The organism is Catellatospora tritici, from assembly GCF_019083965.1.
Taxonomy (GTDB): domain Bacteria; phylum Actinomycetota; class Actinomycetes; order Mycobacteriales; family Micromonosporaceae; genus Catellatospora; species Catellatospora tritici.
Genome location: NZ_JAHRCY010000007.1, coordinates 281,919 through 302,596, shown reverse-complemented (window position 1 = coordinate 302,596; position 20,678 = coordinate 281,919). Strand labels below are relative to the sequence as shown.

At 70.8% G+C, this 20,678-nt stretch carries 20 protein-coding genes; 15 read left to right on the top strand and 5 right to left on the bottom strand.

Going from position 1 to position 20,678, the window contains the following annotated elements:
- The first annotated feature begins 67 nt into the window (after positions 1–67).
- The 8 genes from KUA19_RS18460 (at position 68) to KUA19_RS18425 (ending at position 9,438) form a co-directional block, all read left to right on the top strand.
- A complete protein-coding gene (locus KUA19_RS18460; RefSeq protein ID WP_217397232.1) occupies positions 68–1,228 on the top strand; it encodes a beta propeller repeat protein in 1,161 nt (386 codons plus the stop codon).
- 112 nt (positions 1,229–1,340) lie between these two features.
- Positions 1,341–3,920, top strand: a complete 2,580-nt coding sequence (gene clpB / locus KUA19_RS18455) for an ATP-dependent chaperone ClpB (protein ID WP_217397231.1) — start codon at positions 1,341–1,343, stop codon at positions 3,918–3,920.
- 158 nt (positions 3,921–4,078) lie between these two features.
- Positions 4,079–4,717, top strand: a complete 639-nt coding sequence (locus tag KUA19_RS18450) for a hypothetical protein (RefSeq protein WP_217397230.1) — start codon at positions 4,079–4,081, stop codon at positions 4,715–4,717.
- 147 nt (positions 4,718–4,864) lie between these two features.
- Positions 4,865–5,545 carry a hypothetical protein gene (locus KUA19_RS18445; RefSeq protein ID WP_217397229.1) on the top strand — a complete coding sequence of 227 codons (681 nt, stop codon included), beginning with the start codon at positions 4,865–4,867 and terminating at the stop codon, positions 5,543–5,545.
- An 11-nt stretch (positions 5,546–5,556) separates the two neighbouring features.
- Positions 5,557–6,432: an SDR family NAD(P)-dependent oxidoreductase gene (locus tag KUA19_RS18440; RefSeq protein WP_217397228.1), complete on the top strand. Its 876-nt coding sequence runs from the start codon at positions 5,557–5,559 to the stop codon at positions 6,430–6,432.
- A gap of 60 nt (positions 6,433–6,492) precedes the next feature.
- A complete protein-coding gene (pyrE, locus tag KUA19_RS18435; RefSeq protein WP_217397227.1) occupies positions 6,493–7,023 on the top strand; it encodes an orotate phosphoribosyltransferase in 531 nt (176 codons plus the stop codon).
- 92 nt (positions 7,024–7,115) lie between these two features.
- Positions 7,116–7,457 carry an ArsR/SmtB family transcription factor gene (locus tag KUA19_RS18430; protein WP_217397374.1) on the top strand — a complete coding sequence of 114 codons (342 nt, stop codon included), beginning with the start codon at positions 7,116–7,118 and terminating at the stop codon, positions 7,455–7,457.
- 349 nt (positions 7,458–7,806) lie between these two features.
- Positions 7,807–9,438: a substrate-binding domain-containing protein gene (locus KUA19_RS18425; protein ID WP_217397226.1), complete on the top strand. Its 1,632-nt coding sequence runs from the start codon at positions 7,807–7,809 to the stop codon at positions 9,436–9,438.
- A gap of 67 nt (positions 9,439–9,505) precedes the next feature.
- On the opposite strand, the gene KUA19_RS18420 is transcribed toward KUA19_RS18425, so the two are convergent.
- Positions 9,506–10,255: a DedA family protein gene (locus KUA19_RS18420; RefSeq protein ID WP_308167497.1), complete on the bottom strand. Its 750-nt coding sequence runs from the start codon at positions 10,253–10,255 to the stop codon at positions 9,506–9,508.
- A 60-nt stretch (positions 10,256–10,315) separates the two neighbouring features.
- On the opposite strand from KUA19_RS18420, the gene KUA19_RS18415 reads away from it, so the two are divergent.
- Both KUA19_RS18415 and KUA19_RS18410 read left to right on the top strand, forming a co-directional pair.
- On the top strand, positions 10,316–10,822 hold the full coding sequence (locus tag KUA19_RS18415; protein WP_308167496.1) for a SigE family RNA polymerase sigma factor: 507 nt from the start codon (positions 10,316–10,318) through the stop codon (positions 10,820–10,822).
- Positions 10,819–11,856, top strand: coding sequence for an LCP family protein (locus tag KUA19_RS18410; RefSeq protein WP_217397223.1), 1,038 nt, complete (start codon positions 10,819–10,821; stop codon positions 11,854–11,856). Before KUA19_RS18415 ends, KUA19_RS18410 begins: the two co-directional genes overlap by 4 nt.
- Here the strand turns inward: KUA19_RS18410 and KUA19_RS18405 are convergent.
- Complete coding sequence (locus KUA19_RS18405) at positions 11,847–12,050, bottom strand: hypothetical protein (protein ID WP_217397222.1); 204 nt, start codon at positions 12,048–12,050, stop codon at positions 11,847–11,849. The two genes, KUA19_RS18410 and KUA19_RS18405, sit on opposite strands and share 10 nt — an antisense overlap.
- Positions 12,051–12,118: 68 nt before the next feature.
- On the opposite strand from KUA19_RS18405, the gene KUA19_RS18400 reads away from it, so the two are divergent.
- The 3 genes from KUA19_RS18400 to KUA19_RS18390 all read left to right on the top strand — a co-directional run bounded on the left by KUA19_RS18400 (position 12,119) and on the right by KUA19_RS18390 (position 14,374).
- Positions 12,119–12,505 carry a phage holin family protein gene (locus KUA19_RS18400; RefSeq protein WP_217397221.1) on the top strand — a complete coding sequence of 129 codons (387 nt, stop codon included), beginning with the start codon at positions 12,119–12,121 and terminating at the stop codon, positions 12,503–12,505.
- 151 nt (positions 12,506–12,656) lie between these two features.
- Complete coding sequence (gene fbaA / locus KUA19_RS18395; RefSeq protein ID WP_217397220.1) at positions 12,657–13,679, top strand: class II fructose-bisphosphate aldolase; 1,023 nt, start codon at positions 12,657–12,659, stop codon at positions 13,677–13,679.
- Positions 13,680–13,855: 176 nt separating this feature from the next.
- Positions 13,856–14,374 (top strand): hypothetical protein, encoded by a 519-nt coding sequence (locus KUA19_RS18390; RefSeq protein ID WP_217397219.1) that lies wholly within the window; start codon positions 13,856–13,858, stop codon positions 14,372–14,374.
- Positions 14,375–14,421: 47 nt separating this feature from the next.
- Here the strand turns inward: KUA19_RS18390 and KUA19_RS18385 are convergent, their stop codons facing one another.
- Positions 14,422–15,525: an LOG family protein gene (locus KUA19_RS18385; RefSeq protein ID WP_217397218.1), complete on the bottom strand. Its 1,104-nt coding sequence runs from the start codon at positions 15,523–15,525 to the stop codon at positions 14,422–14,424.
- Positions 15,526–15,600: 75 nt separating this feature from the next.
- Between KUA19_RS18385 and KUA19_RS18380 the strand changes: the two genes are divergently transcribed.
- Positions 15,601–16,008, top strand: coding sequence for a DUF3151 domain-containing protein (locus KUA19_RS18380; RefSeq protein WP_217397217.1), 408 nt, complete (start codon positions 15,601–15,603; stop codon positions 16,006–16,008).
- Between the two features lie 71 nt (positions 16,009–16,079).
- Here the strand turns inward: KUA19_RS18380 and KUA19_RS42895 are convergent, their stop codons facing one another.
- Together KUA19_RS42895 and KUA19_RS18370 are read right to left on the bottom strand one after the other, a co-directional pair.
- Entirely contained in the window at positions 16,080–18,074 is a 1,995-nt protein-coding gene (locus KUA19_RS42895; RefSeq protein WP_254549625.1) for a chromosome partitioning protein, read from the bottom strand.
- Positions 18,075–18,197: 123 nt separating this feature from the next.
- Positions 18,198–19,148, bottom strand: a complete 951-nt coding sequence (locus KUA19_RS18370; protein WP_217397216.1) for a diacylglycerol kinase family protein — start codon at positions 19,146–19,148, stop codon at positions 18,198–18,200.
- Between the two features lie 119 nt (positions 19,149–19,267).
- Here KUA19_RS18370 and KUA19_RS18365 point away from each other — a divergent pair, with 119 nt between their 5' ends.
- Entirely contained in the window at positions 19,268–20,557 is a 1,290-nt protein-coding gene (locus KUA19_RS18365; RefSeq protein WP_217397215.1) for an adenylosuccinate synthase, read from the top strand.
- Positions 20,558–20,678 lie beyond the last annotated feature (121 nt).

Here is a 20,678-nt window from a genome sequence, read left to right as displayed (position 1 = left end):
GTTACTCACCGCTACGTCAGCGACGCGGTACGGGAACCGTTCGCGGCGGTGGCGACTCTTCGCCGGTATGACCACAGTCCCACGCACGATCCTGCTCGCCGCCGCCGTGCTCGTGGCGGCGACGGCCTGCGCCCCGAAACAGTCCCCCACCGCCATGCCGTCAGCCGGGCCGTCGGCCGCGCCGCCGACCCCGACCGTGCTCGGCCCGGCCCGGGTCGTCGAGATCGAGGCCGAGGTCGACCTGCCCGGCTCGTACGTCGCCCCCTGGTACGAGTTCAGCGACGCCCAGCACGGCTATGCCCTGTTCCAGTGGTGCGGAGACGACGGCTACGACTGCACCGGTCGGCTGCTGGCCACCGCCGACGGCGGCCGCACCTGGCAGCGGCGCAACCTGCCGGTGGCCAAGGCCCGGGGCATCCAGCTCTACCAGAGCACCCCGCAGCAGGTGATCATCTGGACGGACCCGGCCGGATATCAGCTGTCGACCGACGGCGGTCACACCTACGGCCCGGCCACCGAGGTGATGCCGCGCCAGCACGCGGGCGCCCTGGCGCGGTACGGCCTGGAATGGCCAGGTGACAACCAGGGTGATCCGCAGTTGCTGGAGTTCGCCACCGGCCGTCGCCTCACCGTCCCGGACGGCTTCGAGGTCGCCACCGCGTGGACCACCCCCGACAGCACCGTCTGGGTCACCCGGCCGGGGCCGCCCAAGCGCACCGCCCGCACCACCGACGGCGGCCTGACCTGGCAGACCATCGCGGTGCCGGAGCAGCCGGGGCGCTCGGTGTGGAGCCTGTCCGTGCTCCAGTCGGCCGACCGGCGCGACACCTGGCTGGTCGGGATGCAGGACCCGCCGAGCACCGGCGGGGGCACCGCGGTGCTGCGCGGTTCGGTGCTCAAGGCGACGGGCATGCCGCTGCTGTGGCGGCTGGCGGACGCGGCCTGGGTGCCGGTGCCGATCACCGGCATCGAGGAGCAGCCGAACCAGCAGTACACGCTGGCGGCAGCCGGGGACGGGCTACTGGCGCTGGCCGGTCCCGAGGACGGGGTCTACCTCGGCGCCCGGGGCCTGGTCCGGGTGCCCGGCACACCGCGGCTGGACACGGTCTGGCTGCTGCCCGACGGCACTCTGCGCGGCTTCAGCTCGGACTCGCGGGAGATCCTGCTCGGCGTCGGCAGCGGCGCCGACCGCGAGTGGCGGCGGATCTCGCTGGAGCCGACCGGCTGATCACGAGGTGGCGTCGGGGTGACCGGCGCCACCTCAGTCGTGCGCTCCTGCCACGCTGGCGACAACAAGTTGAGTGCAGTAGGCTCAACTTTGTTCGCCGAAGAGGGAGCGTATGGACACTCAACGCCTGACCACCAAGAGCCGCGAGGTCATCACCGACGCCGCGGCCACCGCCCAGCAGCGCGGCCACGCCACGGTCGAGCCGTGGCACCTGCTGCTGTCCCTGCTGGACACCGGCGGCTCCACCGCCCAGGGCCTGCTGCGCGCCGCCGGCGCCAACCCGGCCGACGTGCGCCGCGCCGCGGCCCGCGCGGTCGAGCAGCTGCCCAGCGCCCGCGGCACCTCGGTGGCCGAGCCGAGCCTGGCCCGCGAGCTGGTCAACGCCATCAACTCGGCCGAGCAGATCGCCCGCCCGCTCGGCGACGAGTACGTCTCCACCGAGCACCTGCTGGCCGGGCTGGCCCGGGTCGGCGGTGCGGTCGGCGTCGCCCTCAAGCAGGCGGGCGCCACCGAGGAGGCGCTGGTGGCGGCCTTCCCGCAGATCCGCGGCGGCGACCGCCGGGTCACCTCGCCCGACCCTGAGCAGCAGTACCAAGCCCTGGAGAAGTACGGCGTGGACCTGACCGCGCGGGCGCGCGACGGCAAGGTCGATCCCGTGATCGGCCGCGACGCGGAGATCCGCCGCGTGATCCAGGTGCTCAGCCGCCGTACCAAGAACAACCCGGTGCTCATCGGCGAGCCCGGCGTCGGCAAGACCGCGATCGTCGAGGGCCTGGCCCAGCGCATCGTCGCCGGGGACGTGCCCGAGTCGCTGCGCGACAAGAAGCTGGTCAGCCTCGACCTCGGCGCGATGGTCGCCGGGGCGCAGTACCGCGGCCAGTTCGAGGAGCGGCTCAAGAGCGTGCTGGAGGAGATCAAGTCCAGCGACGGCCAGGTCATCACGTTCCTGGACGAGCTGCACACGGTCGTCGGCGCGGGCAAGGGCGAGGGCTCGATGGACGCGGGCAACATGCTCAAGCCCATGCTGGCCCGGGGCGAGCTGCGCATGGTCGGCGCCACCACGCTGGACGAATACCGCGAGCACATCGAGAAGGACCCGGCGCTGGAGCGACGCTTCCAGCCGGTGGTGGTCGGCGAGCCGACCGTCACCGACACGATCGGCATCCTGCGCGGGCTCAAGGAGCGCTACGAGGTGCACCACGGCGTGCGCATCACCGACGGTGCGCTGGTCGCGGCGGCGTCGCTGTCCGACCGGTACATCGCCGACCGGTTCCTGCCGGACAAGGCGATCGACCTGGTGGACGAGGCCGCCTCCCGGCTGCGCATGGAGATCGACTCCCGCCCGACCGAGGTCGACGAGATCGAGCGGCAGGTGCGGCGCCTGGAGATCGAGGAGATGGCGCTGGCCAAGGAGCCCGACCCGGCGTCGGCGGAGCGGCTGGAGAAGCTGCGCGCCGAGCTGGCCGACAAGCGGGAGCACCTGGCCGCCCTGTCCGACCGGTGGCGCAACGAGAAGCAGCACATCCAGGCCATCTCCGACGCCAAGGAGCAGCTGGAGGAGCTGCGTACGCAGGCCGACCGGGCCGAGCGCGACGGCGACCTGGGCCGCGCCTCCGAGCTGCGCTACGGCCGCATCCCCGGCCTGGAGCGCGAGGTGGAACGGGCCCAGGGCGAGCTGGCCGCGCTGCAGACCAACGGCGCCATGCTCAAGGAGGAGGTCGGCGCCGACGACATCGCCGAGGTCGTCGCCGCCTGGACCGGCATCCCGGCCGGGCGCCTGATGGAGGGCGAGACCGCCAAGCTGCTCCGGATGGAGGAGTCGCTGGGTTCGCGCGTGATCGGGCAGGCCGAGGCGGTCGCCGCGGTCTCCGACGCGGTCCGCCGGGCCCGCGCGGGCGTGGCCGACCCCGACCGGCCCACCGGCTCGTTCCTGTTCCTCGGCCCGACCGGCGTCGGCAAGACCGAGCTGGGCAAGGCGCTGGCCGAGTTCCTGTTCGACGACGAGCGGGCCATGGTCCGCATCGACATGAGCGAGTACGCCGAGAAGCACTCCGTGGCCCGGCTCGTCGGCGCCCCGCCCGGCTACGTCGGGTACGAGGAGGGCGGGCAGCTGACCGAGGCGGTGCGGCGGCGGCCGTACTCGGTGATCCTGCTGGACGAGGTGGAGAAGGCCCACCCGGACGTCTTCGACGTGCTGCTGCAGGTGCTCGACGACGGCCGCCTCACCGACGGCCAGGGCCGCACGGTCGACTTCCGCAACGCGATCCTGATCCTGACCTCGAACCTGGGCTCGCACATCATCGCCGACCCCACGCTCGGCGAGGAGCAGCGCCGCGACGCGGTCATGGCCGTGGTCCGCACCCACTTCAAGCCGGAGTTCCTGAACCGTCTCGACGACATCGTCGTCTTCCACGCCCTCACCCAGGAAGAGCTGGCCTCGATCGTCGACATCCAGCTCGGCCGCCTGCGCCGCCGCCTGGCCGACCGCCGCCTGTCGCTGGAGGTCTCCGACGCCGCCCGGCAGTGGCTGGCCGGGCACGGCTACGACCCGATCTACGGCGCCCGCCCGCTGCGCCGCCTGGTCCAGTCCGCCATCGGCGACAAGCTGGCCAAGGCACTGCTGTCGGGCGAGCTCCGCGACGGGGACACCGTGCACGTCGACCGCTCCGGCGACACCCTCACCCTCGCCTAGCGAGGTAAGGAAGGGCCCCTTCTTATCGCTTCGCGTATAAGAAGGGGCCCTTCCAAACTTCTTCCGGTGGCAGTGGGGTGGGACTCCTCCTCCGGATGGAGGCGGGATCGGCCCAGCGGCGCAGGCGCACGTGGTCGCGGGCCGTTACGGTGGCGGACATGTCGTACACGCCACCTCCTCCGAGCGGCTACACCGCCCCGCCCGCGCCCGGCTCGCGGCCCGGCCCGGTCACCCTCTCCGCCATGCTGCTCCACCTCGTCGCCGCCCTGCTGGTGATCACCGCGGCGATCCAGGTCTACACCGCCACCCAGATTCCGGCGGGCCTGATCGAGGACATCTACGTCGACGCCGGTGCGGACCGGGAGATGGCGTCCTCGTTCGGCAGCATCTTCACGGTCATGTTCTTCATCATCGCCGGCGTCTACCTGCTCGTCGCCATCATGTTCGTGGTGCTGGGCCTGTTCACCGGCAAGGGCAAGCAGTGGGCCCGCATCACCGCGTGGGTCTTCAGCGGTCTGGGCATCTGCTGCTACGGCTGCGGCCTGGTGAGCAACGGAGCCAACGGCATGCTCTCCGGTATGAGCGGCCAGAACACCGGCGGCATCGACCAGTCCGAGATCACGGCCCGGGTGGCCGACATCACGCCGGGCTGGGCGACCCCGGTCTCCATTGCGCTGAGCGTGATCGGCCTGCTGGCGCTGATCGCCGTGGCGGTGCTGCTCGCGCTGCCGCCGTCGAACAACTTCTTCCGCAAGCCCGCTCCGGAGTGGGTGCCCCCGACCTACCCGACGGTCTGACCCGCGGTACGCGGGAGGCGGCCACGCCTCCCGCGTACTCGGTATCGTCATTCAAGCCCCAAAAACCCTCGAAACCGGTAATTTCCGATCTGGAGCGGCAGTCCGGTCGCCGGTATCGGGGGTTTGTCCATGTCCACAGCAGCGCCCATGCCCGAGCAACCCGAGCAACCCGAGAACCCCGTGCACCCGGTGCACCCGGTGCACCCGGTGCACACCCACCCGTCCAGCCTGCGCCCGCTGGTCGTGCAGATCGCCGCGGCCATCCTCGCCCTGCTCGGCCTCCTCGCACTGGCGACCGGCATCACCCACCTCGCCGCCATCCCGGGCGTGATCAACCGGTTCAAGGTCCGGGCCGTGCTCGAGGGCGTCTCCATGGAGAACGTCTCGAACCTCTCCAACGGGCTCAAGGGCACCTTGATCGGCTACGGGCTGGTGTACTTCGTCGTGGCGCTGGTGCTGTTCGCCCTGGCGTGGGGGGTGTGGCAGGGCAACCGGCTCGCCCGCATCCTGACCTGGGTGGTGTGCGGCCTCGGCATCATCCTCGCCTGCTGCGGCCTGTCCAGCGCGGCGAGTCTGGGCACGCACAATGTCACGCTGCAGGGCAACGACCCGGAGATGACCCAGGCGGCCCAGGCGCTGGTGGACTCCTTCCCGGGTTGGTGGGCCGGGCTCACCGGGGTCTCCTCGGTGGCGCAGGCGCTCGGCTACATTGCCACTGCGGTGCTGCTGGCGCTGCCCGCGGCGAACGCCTTCTTCCATCGGGACCGGCCCGCCGCGATTCCGCCGGCCACCACGCCCCCTCCCGTGTCACCGCCGACCAACGCCTGAGGTGAGCGCCGATGTCCTCGTCCGCCAACAGCACCGCCGAACTGCCCGTCACGCAGGCCGAACCGGCTCCTGATCCGCAGGCGGAGGGCGGGAACCGCACCGCCGTGGTTACCGGCGCCACCGCCGGCATCGGCCGCGCCTTCGCGGTCCGCCTGGCCTCCGACGGCTGGGACCTGGTGCTGGTGGCGCGAGACGAGGCCAGGCTGGCGGAATTCACCGAAGCGCTGAGCCGCACCTATGGCGTACGGGCCGGGTTCATCGCGGCGGATCTGGCCACACCCGTCGGATGTGAGCTGGTCGAGGCGCGGCTCAAGGACACCGCGCGGCCGGTGGATCTGCTCGTCAACAACGCCGGGCTGTCGCTGAACACACCGTTCCTCAAATCCACTGTGGAGAAGGAGCTGCACCTGCTGGCGGTCAACGTGCAGGCGGTGATGCGACTTACGCTCGCGGTGCTGCCCGGAATGGTGGCGCGCCGACGCGGAGATGTCATCAACGTCTCATCCGTGGCCGGCTTCGGCGCGGCGATGCCCGGCAGCACCTATCCGGCGAGTAAGGCTTGGGTCACCAATTTCAGTGAATCGGTGGCTCTTTCCGTGGCGCATCACGGGGTACGGGTGTTGGCGCTGTGCCCCGGTTTCACGCGTACGGAATTCCACGAACGGGCCGGTATCAACATGACGAAGACCCCGGACTGGATGTGGCTGCAAGCGCCTGATGTTGTCTCCGACGCACTGCGTGACCTGCGGCGAGGTCGCACGGTCAGCGTGCCGAACTGGAAGTACAAAGTCGTGGTGAGCTTCATGCGGCACACCCCGACCCGCCTTCTGCGGCGCCTTGCCCGAGGTGCCCGGGTGCGTACCGGACGCGACACGGAAGGGCGATAGTTGCAGCAGCAAGGACACCCCCGGATCGAACTCTCAGGATCGGCGGGTAGTGTGCCTCCCATGTCCGACCGCGACGACTTGCGTAAATTCATCACTGATCTCGCGGTGGTGCGAGGAAAGGTCACTCTTTCCTCGGGCCAGGAAGCGGATTACTACGTGGACCTGCGCCGGATCACGCTGCACCATGCCGCTGCGCCCCTGGTCGGGCGGGTGCTCAATGAGCTGACCGCCGACTGGGACTTCGACGCGGTGGGTGGGCTGACCCTGGGTGCGGACCCGGTCGCCGCCGCCATGCTGCACACCTCGGCGCGTCCGCTGGACGCGTTCGTGGTGCGCAAGGCGGGTAAGGCGCACGGGTTGCAGCGCCGGATCGAAGGGCCGGACGTGGCCGGTCGCCGAGTGCTCGCTGTCGAGGACACCTCGACTACAGGCGGTAGTGTTCTTGCCGCTATTGATGCACTGCGGGAGGCGGGTGCCGAGGTCATCGGTGTTGCGGTTATTGTCGATCGAGGCGCGGGCGATACGGTGCGTGCTGCCGGACTGTCGTACCGGGCCGCCTATACGTTGGCGGACCTTGGCCTGTCGGCCTAACGGAACTCCGATCCGTACCTGCTAATATGTAGGTGGATCGATGCTGGTTTGGAAGGAAGAAACACGTGGGTACAGCTCTGGTGGAAACCCCGCTGCCTCAGATCTCGCCGCTCGCCGGCGAGCCGATTGAACGTGCCGATGCCGAGCGTCTCGCCGGTGTTCTCAAGGCACTCGCTGACCCGGCCCGGCTCCGGCTGCTCAGCCTCATCCAGTCCGCCCCCGAGGGCGAGGCGTGCGTCTGTGACCTGACCGCTCCGCTGGGCCTGTCCCAGCCCACGGTCAGCCACCACCTGCGCATCCTCACCGAGGCGGGTCTGCTGAACCGTGACAAGCGTGGTGTCTGGGCCTACTACAGCCTGGTGCCGTCGGCCATCGCCACGGTCGCCGAGCTGCTGACCCCGCCGCGCAAGCGGGCCACCAAGAAGGCTCGCTGACGCTCGGCCCAAGGGCCTGCTCGCGCCGCGGGGCGCGCTCTCCATCGCGGAGAGTGCGCCCCGCGGCGCTTTGCGTACCCCCGAATCATTGTCGATATATCGCAACGCACCTGGTTGACTACCCGCAGTCAAACTTGCCGTCAGCACGTTACAGCAGGCCGCAGTACCTCTAAGCTGACGCGAAGTTTCGGCGTGCTGCCGCCGCGGTAACCCCCGCCGCCGGTCCCGGCGCCGCCGCATCCACTGGGAGTAACCCATGTCTGGACGTCATATCCGTCGTGGCTGGGGTGAACCTGAGGCCCCCCCGCGCCGGCGTGGCCTGTTCGCGCGCCGCGCCGTACGGATACCAGTGATCATCATCGGCGCGCTGTCGCTCTGCGGTGTCGCCACGGTAGTGCTCAAGTCGGTCAGTGCCGACGCCGACGGCTGCGGTAGCGGCGGCATCAATCTCACCGTCGCCGCCGACCCCTCCGTCGCCCCGGCCATCACCGAGATCGGGGCGCGCTGGACCGCCACCAACCCCACCATCGGCCAGGACTGCATCCGGGTCGACGTCATGTCCAAGCCCGCCTACGAACTGGCCAACTCGCTGGGCACCTGGGCCGGTGGGCAGGTCGACGTGGCCGACCAGCCCGCACCGACCCCCAACGACTCCGACCTGCCCGCGGTCTGGATCCCCGACTCTTCGTACTGGCTGGGTCGGGTGCGCGCGGTCGACCGCGACATCTTCGAGGCGGAGTCGCCCTCGGTGGCGGCCAGCCCGATCGTGCTCGCCGTGCCGGAGACCGCCGCCCGCCAGCTCTCCGCGCAACTGGCCAAGGGCGTCGATCCGGCCATGCTCAAGGGCCTGCTCTCGGGCGACCACTCGCCGCTGAAACTGGGCGTCGTCGAGCCGCGCCGCGACACCGCCGGCATGGTCGGCGCGATGATGCTGGCCCAGGCCGTGGTGGCGTCCGAGGCCGACCTGCCCGAACTGGTCCAGTCGTTCCGCGGTATCGGCGGGCCGGTCGCCGACACCGTCGAGTTGTGGAAGCAGTTCGGCAAGGGCGTGACCGGGGCGCCGGTCAGCGAGCAGGCCGTGGTGACGTTCAACGCGACCGGCCCCGCGGCGCCCATGGCGGCGATCAACCTCGCCGGCGCGCCGACGCTCGACTTCCCGTTCGCGGTGCGCGCTCGCCAGCCGCGGCCCGTGGTCACCGCGGCGACCATGTTCCGTGAGGCGCTGACCAGCGGCGACTACGCGGGAATCTTCGCCAAGCGCGGCCTGCGCAAGCCGGACGGCACCGCCTCGACCGGCTTTCCCGTCGGCCACGGCGTTTCCTCGTCCAGCGTGTTCGTGCAGCCGCTCAACGACATGAACCAGGTCCGCAGCGTGCTCACGGTCTGGATCGCGGCCAAGACGCCGTCCCGGGTGATCGCGCTGGTCGACGTGACCTCCTCGATGAACCGGACCATGACCGGCAACGGCAACACCGCCCCGCGTATGCAGGTGATGCGTTCCGCGGCCGAGGACGGGCTGAAGCTGTTCACCGACGACAGCGAGGTCGGCCTGTGGGCCTTCGCGGGCCCCGGCCACCAGCCGGTGGTGCCGCTGGCCAAGCTGTCCAAGTCGCAGCGGAGCATGCTCAACGGCGCGGTGCACGGCGCCCAGCCCGCCTTCACCGACGTTTGCCCGCTGTACAAGGCGATCATCGACGGTTACAAAGCGATGGTGCAGGGCTACGACCCGATGCGGAGCAACACGCTGGTCGTCTTCACCGACGGCAAGGACAACACCGGGATGCAGCTGCGGGCCATGCAGAAGGAGCTGGAGAAGCTCGCCGACGTGACCCGCCCGGTGCGGGTGGTGCTGCTGGGTCTCGGCCCGGACGTCAAGCTGGCCGACCTGCAGGCGATCGCCGCCACCACCGGCGGCGCGGCGTTCCAGGTCAGCGACCCGAAGCAGATGCGCTCCATCTTCCTCAAGGCACTGCTGGCCTAGTCCGTACCCACGCAAAAAGATCGCCGTCTCGGGGCAAGCCCTGAGACGGCGATCTTTTTGCCGCTGACTAGCGGACCGTGACCTTCTCGACGTGGTTCGGGGACTCGCCGCGGCGCTTGGCGCGGCGCTCGCGGATGACCTCGATGGCGATCGGGATCAGCGAGATCGCGACGATCAGCAGCACCAGCGGGATGATGTACCGGTCGATCTTGTCGGCGCCGCCGATGAGGTCGATGATCTGGTTGGCCAGCAGGTAGCCCAGCAGCAGGATGCCGTCGACCCACAGGATCGCGCCGACGATGTTCCACACCAGGAACTGGCGCGCGGGCATGCCGAGCACGCCCGCGACCGGGTTCATGAAGGTGCGCACGATCGGCATGAACCGGGCCAGCACGATGGCGCGGCGCGGGCCGAACTTCTCGAAGTAGTGCTCGGCCTTTGCCACGTACTCCTGCTTGAACAGGCGGGAGTCGGGCTTGTTGAACATCCGGCGGCCGTAGCGGGCGCCGAGCCAGTGGCCGAGCTGGGCGCCGAGGACCGCGCACAGCGGGCCGAGCACCAGCAGCCACCCGATCGGCAGGGATAGGTCGTACTCGGTCATCACGCCGGCGGCGATCATGCCGGCGATGAACAGGAGCGAGTCGCCCGGGAGGAAGAATCCGACCATCAGGCCGGTTTCGGCGAAAAGGATGAAGCACACCCCGAACAGCGCGGCCGGGCCGAACAAGCGCAGCCAGTCGGTCGGGTTGAGCACGTCGAAGGTGGCGGACGCGAGGGGGTCCCCGGCCAGGGTCTGCAGAGTGTCGACTACGGTCACGCCGCTAAAGACTACCGGGCAATGTTCTCGCCGCCCGGATACGTCCTTGGAGTCGAGGGGGTGACTGTGACCTACGAGGAGTTCGCCACCACCCGGCTGGCCGCGCTGTCGCGATACGCGGTCATGCTCACGGGTGATCAGCATCTCGCGCAGGACCTGGTACAGGAGACCATGGTGCGAGCGCAGCTGCACTGGCGCAAGGTGTCGCGGGCCGAGTCCCCCGAGCGCTACGTGAAGCGCATGATGATCAACCAGTACCTCGACTGGCGCCGCGGTTCCTGGTTCCGCCGGGTGTTCCTACGCGCCGATCCCGACGAAACGGTCGCCGTGCCGCACGACCTGGCCGAGCGCAGCGCCCAGCGCGACGTGATCTGGTCGGTGCTGGCGACGCTGCCCCGTCAGCAGCGCGCCGCCCTGGTGCTGCGCTACTACGAAGACCTCGCCGATGCGGAGATCGCCGACATGCTCGGCTGCACCGTCGGCACCGCCCGCGGTTACATCTCCAAGGCGCTCACCCGGCTGCGCGAGTCGGCCGGTGCGCAGCTCAGCATGGGAGTCGTTCGATGATCGAAGAAGAGCTGCGCGCGGTGTTCCGGGCCCACGAGGAGCAGACGCCCGAACTGGAGCCGCTGCGGAAGGCCATCGACACCGAGACCGGGCGGCGCCGCAGGCGCCGTACCGCGGTCCGGACCAGCCTGGCCGGGGCGTTGGCCGCGCTCGTGATCGCGGTGCCGGTCACGCTGTGGCGCGGGGCGGACGTGCTGCCCGGCCCGGTCACCGGGTTGACCGGGTTCGCCGAGCCGTCGGCCGAGCCGGTGCCGTCCGGCGCGCTCAACCTGCTGCTGCTCGGGCTGGACCAGATCGGTGTCATGCCCGACGCCCGCGCCGACACGGTGGCACTGCTCCACCTGCCCGCCGACGGCCACGGCGCGTACCTGGTGGCGCTGCCGCGCGACCTGGCCGTGGACATTCCCGGGCACGGGCGGCACCGGCTCAACGCCGCGTACACGTACGGGGGGACGGAACTGGCCCGGCGGACCGTCGAGCAGGCCACCGGCGTGCGAGTGGACGCCGTGGCGACGGTCAAGCTCAGCTCGGTGCGCAGCATCGTCGACGACCTCGGCGGGGTGCCGGTGTGTCTGCCGACGAGCGTGAAGTCGCGCCACACCGGGCACGTCTACCCGGCGGGCTGCCGCGACCTGTCCGGGGGCGAGGCCGCCGACCTGCTCCGGCAGCGAGGCAACGGGGTGCCCGACGGCGCGTACGGGCGCGACCGCAACGGTCAGCGGGTGCTGCTCGGCCTGGCCCAGCGGGCCGCCGAACTCAACCTGCTACTGGACGCGGGGAAGCTGCGCGGGCTGCTCGGCACCCCCGGGGTGGGTCTGGACACCGGCGGGATGAGTCTGCTCGGGCTGGCGATGCGGCTGGAGCGGGTGGACCGTACCGAGATCGTGGGCATCACCCAGCCCGGCTTCCGCGCCGACGGCCACGGCCGGGAACTGCTCGACGAGCAGGTCGGGCCCCAGCTGCTGGCGGCGCTGAGGCAGGACGGCATGGCGGCCTTCGCCGCGGGCCATCCGGACTGGCTGCTTCACACGTAGTCGTCCTCGGCGGGCACGACCACCACCCGCTGCTCGACCTGATCCCACTCCGAGCCCGGGGGCAGCGCCGCCTCCGGCTCTCCGATCGGCTGGTCGGGCAGCGCGTTAAGGAGGTCCTCGTCGGCGAGAGGATCGGCCAGGGTTGCCTGCTCGAGCGCGTCGGCCTCGGGCACGCCTGCCGCGTTCTCGGTCATTTCTTCACGGTACGACCGCACTTGACGGTTCGCCAGCAGATGTTGCTATCGGCGTACAAGATGACCATATGGGGTTTCTGATCCGTTGGGTGATCAATGCCGTGGCATTGTGGATCACCACGTTGGTGGTGAAGGGCATCGACGTGTACGGCTCGACGGCTGTACGCAACGCCCTCACGCTGATCATCGTGGCGCTGATCTTCGGGCTGGTGAACGCGGTGCTCAAACCGGTCATCCACGTGCTCGGCTGCGTCTTCTACGTGCTCACCCTCGGCCTGTTCGCGCTGCTGGTCAACGCGCTGCTGTTCCTGCTGGTGGGTTGGCTGTCGAACCTGCTCAAGCTGCCGTTCCACGTCGACGGCTTCTGGCCCGCGTTCTGGGGCGCGATCGTGATGGCCGTGGTCAGCTGGGCGCTCAGCCTGCTGGTCCCGGACAGTGCCGAGCAGCCCGCCTGACCGGATCGCGGCGCGGAGCAGGGGTGAATTCGCCAGGTCAAGTGACGTAGGCAATACTCCTGTAACGAGGACAGCGCGGTCTTCCCGCAGCCGCCATGGCAGGCGACACCACCGCCGCGGTCATCCGCGAACACGCTAGGAGCGTTCACAGATGCCTATCGCATCCCCTGAGGTCTACGCCGAGATGCTCGACCGCGCCAAGGCCGGCGCGTTCGCCTACCCCGCGATCAACGTCTCCTCCTCGCAGACGCTGCACGCCGCCCTGCAGGGCTTCGCGGAGGCCGAGAGCGACGGGATCATCCAGATCTCCACCGGTGGTGCCGAGTACGCCTCCGGCCCGACCATCAAGAACATGGTCACCGGTTCGGTCGCCTTCGCCGCCTTCGCGCACGAGGTCGCCAAGAACTACCCGGTCAACGTGGCGCTGCACACCGACCACTGCCCCAAGGACAAGCTGGACAAGTTCGTCCGCCCGCTGCTGGCCATCTCGGCCGAGCGCGTGGCCAAGGGCGAGAACCCGCTGTTCCAGTCGCACATGTGGGACGGTTCCGCGGTGCCGCTGGACGAGAACCTGCGCATCGCCGAGGAGCTGCTCGCGCTGACCTCGGCCGCGAAGATCATCCTCGAGATCGAGGTCGGTGTCGTCGGCGGCGAAGAGGACGGCGTCGTCGGCGCCATCGACGAGAAGCTGTACTCGACGGTCGAGGACGCGCTGGCCACCGCCGCCGCGCTGGGCCTGGGCGAGAAGGGCCGGTACATGACCGCCCTCACCTTCGGCAACGTGCACGGCGTGTACAAGCCGGGCAACGTCAAGCTCCGCCCGGAGATCCTCAAGGAGATCCAGGAGGCGGTCGGCGCCAAGTACGGCAAGGACAAGCCGTTCGACCTGGTGTTCCACGGCGGCTCGGGCTCGCTGCTGTCGGAGATCCGCGACTCGCTCGACTTCGGCGTGGTCAAGATGAACGTCGACACCGACACCCAGTACGCGTTCACCCGTCCGGTGGTCGACCACATGCTGCGCAACTACGACGGCGTGCTGAAGATCGACGGTGAGGTCGGCAACAAGAAGGCGTACGACCCGCGCGCCTGGGGCAAGGCCGCCGAGGCCGGTATGGCCAAGCGCGTGCTGGAGGCCTGCAACGACCTGCGCTCGACCGGCACCAAGCTCAAGTAATCCACCCGGATCGCCCCGGCGGCCCCGGCCCGCGTTCACGCAGGCCGGGGCCGCCGTCCGCGTTTCCGGGAGACGTGAGTCCGACAACACCGGCGCCGCACGCGCCGCGCTGCACCCATGGGCTGACGGGAATCGGTACGATCGTCCGAATCCGCGTCTAGACAAGGAGAGCCGCCGTGCTGGGCATCGAAGGGTACGAGCCGGTGTGGCACCACGACGCGAACGCGCTGGCCGGGGCGCACCGGGCCCGGTTCGCCCGCATCATCGGCCAGCCGCTGGTCGGCTCCTGGCTGATGTGGGACCTCGACTCCGAGTGCTGGTTCACCGGCGGCCCCGTCGTGCTCGGCTTCCCCGACGCCAACATCGAGATCACGCATCGCAAGTTCGACGAGTGCGCGATCAGCTGGGACACCATCGACATGCAGGCCTCGCTGGACTGGCCCGGCCTGCGGCTGGACTGGTGGTCCGACACCCACCCGGCCATCCTCTCCGCCCGAGGTCGGCCGCTGACCCGCGTCAACATCATCGAGCGGATCAGCCCCAACTCCTGGCGGCCGCAGGTCCTGCACGCGATCGAGTTCTTCTTCGGCGACCAGCGCCTGGCCCTCTTCAACGCCATGGACGAGAACGGCCTCAGCGGCGAACCCGAGGTCAGCCTCCCCGTCGGCTTCTGGCGCCGCATCCCGATCGCATAGCTGCTGGCGCCCACCTCCGCGGGCGGGGCAGTGGTGGCGGTCGTAAATCAGGTGGTCAGGATGGAGATGGCCTCGTCGATGTCGTCGGTCAGGTGGACCAGGGCGGCCGCGCCGGCCCCACCCAGCAGCGTGCGCAGCAGGTCCGGGGCGGGGATGTCGTCGGTCCAGAAGCGGCGGCCCAGGAAGACGTACGGGCCGCTGTCGCCGTCGCTGGCGTAGTAGGTCTTCGTGGCGGCCTGGAACACCTCCTGCACGGTGCCCGCCCGGCCGGGCGCGAACACGATGCCGCCCCGGGACACGCGCAGGATCACGTCCTCCCGGATCGCGTTGGAGAAGTACTTGGCGATCTGGCCCGCGAAGATGTTGGCAGGCTCGTGGCCGTACAGCCAGGTCGGCACCGACAGGCCACCCGCCCACGGGTCGTCGGCGGGGTGCGCGGCCTGCAACCGCAGCGCGGCGCGGGTGTACGTGTCGTGCTGGCGGAAGTCCGGGGCCTTCGCCAACTCCCCGATCGCCTCGGCGACCACCGCCGCGTCGTATCCGGCCAGGTAGGAGCCCAGATTCGCGGCCTCCATCACGCCCGGCCCGCCACCGGTGACGATCAGCCGTCCGGCGCGGGCCAGCCCGTGCCCGAGCGCCGCCGCCATCCGGTACGCCGCGGAGCCGCGCGGCTCGGCGTGCCCGCCCATCACCCCGATCCGGTGCGAGCTCGGCACGTCGGCCAGCGCGTCCGACAGCGCGTTGTCGATGCCGTGGTCGTGCAGCCGCTGCGCCAGCGCTTCGCGTACCCCGGCGTTGGGTCCGCCCTCGGCCACGAAGTGGCGGTAGACGCGGGTGTCGTACATGTTCTCGAAGCCGCCGTCGGCGAACCCGGCGACGAGGTCGGCAGAGGTGTACAGCCGGGCCGGGTGCGTCGGGTACGGCGCCCAGTCGGCGACCGGCACCACGTGCGCGCCCCGGCGCACCAGCGCCGCCTCGGCGGCCAGGGTGGGAAAGGCGCAGCCGATGAAGACGGCGTCCTTGACCTTCACGTGCGACAGGTCGGCGGTGATCGTCAGGCCCTGCACGGTCAACCCGGCCAGACTGTGGCTGGCCAGGTGCTCGGCGAGCTCCTCCTGGGATTCGATCTCGAGCGGGGTGGTGGACGGCATCAGCCGAGTATGCCCGTGACGAATCGCTCAACCGCGCCGAGGGACATCCCGCCGGGTTTTCGGTTGAATGACCGTATGCGCAACCTGATGCCCGAGCCGCCCGCCACGCTGCTGCCCGCCGACGAGGCGGCCGCCGCGGCGCTGGCCGCCACCGCCGACCCCACGCCCGTGGCGGCCGCGCACCCGACGTTCAGCGGCGCGTGGGCCGCGCTGGCCCAGCGCGCGCTCGCCGACGGCCAGCCCGTCGCCGCGTACGCCTACGCCCGCACCGGCTACCACCGGGGTCTGGACCAGCTGCGCCGCAGCGGCTGGAAGGGCGCCGGGCCGGTGCCGTGGTCGCACGAGCCCAACCAGGGGTTCCTGCGCTGCCTCCACGCGCTGTCGCAGGCCGCCGCCGAGATCGGCGAGGCCGACGAGGCCGCCCGCTGCGCCCAGTTCCTGCGCGACTGCGACCCCGCCGCCTTCGACGCCCTCAACAGCTAACTCAAGTTGCCGGGCAATCGGGCGTATCAGGTGCCTCGATACCCCCGATTGCCCGGCAACTTGGACGATCTTTACAGGCCCTCGGCGACGGCGGCGGCGATCCGGAGCCAGGCGTCCTGGGACTCCTCGGACAGGCGGCCGTAGTCGATGGGCTCGCCCGAGTCGAGCATCCGCTCGTACGGGGCGATCAGGACGGCCCGGGTGCGGGCGGCAAAGTGGCGCTCGATCGCGGGGATGTCCAGCTCCTTGCGGCTGGGCGGCAGCGACACGATGGTGACCGCCTGGCGGACCAGTCGGCTGCGGCCGGTCTGCTCCAGGTGGTCGAGCATCCGGGCGGCGGTCTCGGCGGAGTCGTTACGGGCCGACATGGTGACCACGAGCTGGTCGGTCGCGTCGATCGCGGCCTGCCAGTTCTCCGCGCGTACGTTGTTGCCGGTGTCCACCATGATCAGTTTGTAGAAGCGGCTGACCACTTCGCGGATCTCCGAGAAGGCGTGCGCGGTCAGCATCTCGCCCGCGGTCGCCGACTCGTCGCTGGCCAGCACCTCGAACATGCCGTCACCCTGGGCGCGCACGTACTGCGACAGGTCGCCGACGCGGCTCTGCGCCCCGGTGAACTGGCCCAGGTCGCGCATCAGGTCGCGCACCGTACGCGAGTGGAAGTCCTGTTGGGACCGCATGCCCAGGGTGCCCTGGGTCTCGTTGTTGTCCCACGCCAGCACGTACCCGCCGCGCTTGCGGCCGAACGTCATCGCCAGCAGCAGCACCGCCACCGTCTTGCCGGCACCGCCCTTCGGGTTGACCACGGTGATCTGGCGCAGTCCGCCGAAGTTGCGCCGGACCAGGTCGGTCGCGCGCCGGACCTCCTGCTCGCGCTGCCCAGGGCTCAGGTTGACCAGCCCGAACGTCGCGCTGCGCAGCGCGGCCTGGATGCCCATCCGGGCCACCGGGTCGGCCGGGCGCTGGGCCCGCCGCCGCGCGAACTCCTCGGCCGTGGGCAGGTAGACCTCACCGCCTCCCGATGCGGGCGGGGCGCCCGGGATCACCGGTGGCACCGGTTGACCCGACGGGCCCGGCGGCGGGGCGGGAACCGGGCCGCCGGCCTGCGGCACCGGCCATACCCCCGGCTGGGTCTGCTGCGGCGGCACGGCCGTGACCGGCGGGCGCTGCGCTGGCGGCTGGGTGACCGGGCCCCGACCGGACGCGGCGGTGCCCGGCCCACCCTGGCCCGGCGTGCCCTGCGACTGGACCACAGGCTGTGTCTGGACCACGGGCTGCGCCTGGAGTGCGGGCTGCGCCTGCACCGGCGGTTGGGCCTGCACCGGCGGTTGGGCCTGCACCGGCGGTTGGGCCTGGACCGCGGGATGGGCGGGAACGGCTGGGTGCGCCTGGACCGACGGCTGCGGTCGTCCGCCCTGGCCCAGCGGGCTGGCACCGGGCTGCCGGACCGGCAGCTGGGGCGGGTGCGACTGGCCGGCAGGCCCGCCGGGAACCGGGTCCGACCAGCCCAGGCCTGCCGCAGCCGGGGTCGGCGGGCTGATCGCGCGCGACGCGTCCGGTTCGGGCCGGCTCGGGACAGGGGTCTCGTCGCGGTGGCCGGGCAGTTGGGCCGGGGCAGGCTGCGCGGGCGGCGGGGGCACCGGCGGCATGCCGAACTGCGGACTCGACCCAGGTTGCGGCGGTGCGGCGTCCGCCAGTGGCAGGCGCGGGGTGAATCCGGGCGCGGAGCCCGCCTGCGGCTGCGGCGGCGCGGCGGGCTGGTGCGGTTGGACCGGGATCGGTGCGGCGTGCGGCTGCACTGGGATCGCGTTGGTCTGCAACGGGACCGGCGCGGGGCCCTGCTGCCGGGCCGGCGGCAGCGGAAACGCCGCGGTCTGGTCCAGTGGCGCCGCCTGCGGACCCGGCAGCGGGATGCCCGCCTGCGGCGCGGGCACCGACATCGGTACGCCCGCGACCGGCTGGTCGCCCGGACGACGGACCGGCGCCGAGGCGCGCGCGCCGGAGGGCCGGTTGGCCTCCTCCGTCGGGCCGCTGATCTCGTCCGGCGGCCACTCCCACTCGGTCATGTCAGTCTCCCCAGGTCAGTCCGTGCCACCCGGGTCCGGGCCCGCACGTGGCGGGTGTGACCGGGGTTCGCGTTTCCCGGGGCTCAGCCTAACCAGTGGGCGCAGCCTTGAAACCCGCCCGTTTCAGCCTGTGTACACCGCCCACGCCCCCGGCTCCACCCACCAGGACCGTTTGCGGTTCAGCGAACCCGCGACCGAGTCGTCGACCAGCGGCACCTCGGCGTCGCGCGGGGTCACCGAGACCGCGCGCCCGCGTGCCCGGCGCACCTCGATCCGCAGGCGGGCCCGGCCGAACATCGGCTTGTGCGTGACCGGGACCGCCACCGCGACTTCGATCACACCGTCGGCCGGATCGGCGGAGTTCAGCAGCGGCAGACCGCCCGCGCGGGCCACCCCGGCGGCGTTGGCCACCGCCACCGCGAGCAGCGGGTCGGCACCGTCGGTGAGCAGCAGATCATCCACCTCGACCCGGCCCAGCCACTGGGCCGGGCGGCCGTCGGCGTCCGCGCCGCCGACCAGCACGCCGTCCAGGGTCACCGAACCGCCGTCGTGCCGCAGCAGGTCCAGCCGCCGGACCGTGTCGCCCAGCACGGCGGCGGCCACTTCGGCCGGCTGCCGGGGCAGGCCCAGCTGCCCGGCCAGGTCCTTGGCCGTGGCGTCCAGCGGCAGCACCGCGACCGCGGGCAGATCTGGCACGGTACGGCCCGAGGCCAGGTCCTCCGGTCGCTTCGACGGCGCCGGCGCGTACCGGCGCACCATCCGGCGCAGCACGTGCCGCAGCTGCCCGTCGTCGGTCACCGCGACCACCAGTCGGGTCTTGCCGTTGGAGTCCGGCCAGGTCAGGCCGTCCGCGCGGGGCGGGCCGTCCAGCTGTGCCAGCACCGCGTCCACCTCGGCATCCGAGCAGGCCACCACCGTCTGCACCCGGGCACCGGCGGCACGCAGCGCATCGACGCAGTGCAGCACCGGCGTACGCGGGGCGGGCGACTGTTTGGTGTGACCGTCACCGCAGCTGTCGTCGCCGCAGCAGCCGTCATCGGGCTCGACCATGCTGAGCAGCACCACGTCGTACAACGGACGTCCTTCCTTCGGCCTTGCCCGGGCATCGCCGCCCGATCAAGCTGTTAGCCTGGCACCCCGGGGTCACCACAGCCGTGCGTGGCCGCGCGGCTCGCCTAGGAGGCGAAGGAAAGATGCCAGCGATCGTGCTTCTCGGCGCCCAGTGGGGCGACGAGGGCAAAGGCAAGGTTACCGACCTGCTCGGATCACGCGTCGACTACGTGGTCCGCTTCTCCGGTGGCAACAACGCCGGGCACACCGTGGTCACGCCGGACGGACAGAAGTTCGCGCTGCACCTGATGCCCAGCGGCGCCCTGCACCCGAACGCCGAGATCGTCCTCGGCAACGGCGTCGTGATCGACCCGAAGGTGCTGCTCGCCGAGATCGACGGCCTGGCCGAGCGCGGTGTCGACGTCTCGCGCCTGCTCATCTCGGCCGACGCGCACCTGGTCATGCCGCACCACCGCGCGCTGGACCGGGTGGTCGAGCGCTACCTGGGCAACGCGCGCATCGGCACCACCGGCCGCGGCATCGGACCCGCGTACGGCGACAAGGTCGCCCGCATGGGCATCCGGGTGCAGGACCTGCTCGACCCGGGCATCCTCCGGCAGAAGCTGGAGCTGGTGCTGCGGGAGAAGAACCAGATCCTGTTCAAGGTCTACAACCGCAAGGGCTTCGACGTCGACGCCGTCGTCGAGGAGTACCTGACGTACGCGGAGCGGCTCAAGCCGTACATCGCCGACACGCGGCTGATCCTGAACAAGGCCCTGGAAGAGGGCAAGACCGTGTTCATGGAGGGGGCGCAGGCCACCCTGCTCGACCTGGACCACGGCACGTATCCGTTCGTGACCTCGTCGAACCCGACCGCGGGCGGCGCCTGCGTCGGCAGCGGCATCCCGCCGACCCGGATCACGTCGGTCATCGGTGTGATCAAGGCGTACACGACGCGCGTCGGCGCCGGTCCGTTCCCGACCGAGCTGAACGACGAGATGGGCGAGCACCTGCGCAAGACCGGCGGCGAGTACGGCACCACCACCGGCCGTCCCCGCCGCTGCGGCTGGTTCGACGCCGTCATCGGCCGCTACGCCGTCCGCGTCAACGGCCTCACCGACCTCGTCCTCACCAAGCTCGACATCCTCAGCGGCCTCGACCAGGTCGCCATCTGCGTCGGCTACGACGTCGACGGCGAACGCTACGACGAGATGCCGATGACCCAGACGGCCTTCCACCACGCCAAGCCCATCTACGAGTGGATGCCCGGCTGGTGGGAGGACATCTCCAAGATCCGCGACTTCGATGAGCTCCCGGCGAACACCCAACGCTACATCGAACGCCTCGAATCCCTCTGTGGCACCCGCATCAGCATGATCGGCGTAGGCCCCGGCCGCGAAGAAAACGTCCTCCGCCACAACCTCCTCCCCTAACCCCCGCCACCGCCACCCCATATCCCGTTGATCATGAACTTATGGCACGGCTCGACGGCGTGTCCTGTGCATAAGTTCCTGATCAACGGGCTGGTTATCCACAGGGTTGTGCACAGGGGTT

Coding starts and splice junctions, on each gene's coding strand:
- KUA19_RS18460 (WP_217397232.1), top strand. CDS start 68: ATGACCACAGTCCCACGCACGATCCTGCTCGCCGCCGCCGTGCTCGTG.
- KUA19_RS18450 (WP_217397230.1), top strand. CDS start 4,079: ATGTCGTACACGCCACCTCCTCCGAGCGGCTACACCGCCCCGCCCGCG.
- KUA19_RS18365 (WP_217397215.1), top strand. CDS start 19,268: ATGCCAGCGATCGTGCTTCTCGGCGCCCAGTGGGGCGACGAGGGCAAA.
- KUA19_RS18385 (WP_217397218.1), bottom strand. CDS start 15,525: ATGCCGTCCACCACCCCGCTCGAGATCGAATCCCAGGAGGAGCTCGCC.
- KUA19_RS18400 (WP_217397221.1), top strand. CDS start 12,119: ATGGGGTTTCTGATCCGTTGGGTGATCAATGCCGTGGCATTGTGGATC.
- KUA19_RS18445 (WP_217397229.1), top strand. CDS start 4,865: ATGCCCGAGCAACCCGAGCAACCCGAGAACCCCGTGCACCCGGTGCAC.
- KUA19_RS18440 (WP_217397228.1), top strand. CDS start 5,557: ATGTCCTCGTCCGCCAACAGCACCGCCGAACTGCCCGTCACGCAGGCC.
- clpB (WP_217397231.1), top strand. CDS start 1,341: ATGGACACTCAACGCCTGACCACCAAGAGCCGCGAGGTCATCACCGAC.
- KUA19_RS18405 (WP_217397222.1), bottom strand. CDS start 12,050: ATGACCGAGAACGCGGCAGGCGTGCCCGAGGCCGACGCGCTCGAGCAG.
- KUA19_RS18410 (WP_217397223.1), top strand. CDS start 10,819: ATGATCGAAGAAGAGCTGCGCGCGGTGTTCCGGGCCCACGAGGAGCAG.
- KUA19_RS42895 (WP_254549625.1), bottom strand. CDS start 18,074: ATGACCGAGTGGGAGTGGCCGCCGGACGAGATCAGCGGCCCGACGGAG.
- pyrE (WP_217397227.1), top strand. CDS start 6,493: ATGTCCGACCGCGACGACTTGCGTAAATTCATCACTGATCTCGCGGTG.
- KUA19_RS18380 (WP_217397217.1), top strand. CDS start 15,601: ATGCGCAACCTGATGCCCGAGCCGCCCGCCACGCTGCTGCCCGCCGAC.
- fbaA (WP_217397220.1), top strand. CDS start 12,657: ATGCCTATCGCATCCCCTGAGGTCTACGCCGAGATGCTCGACCGCGCC.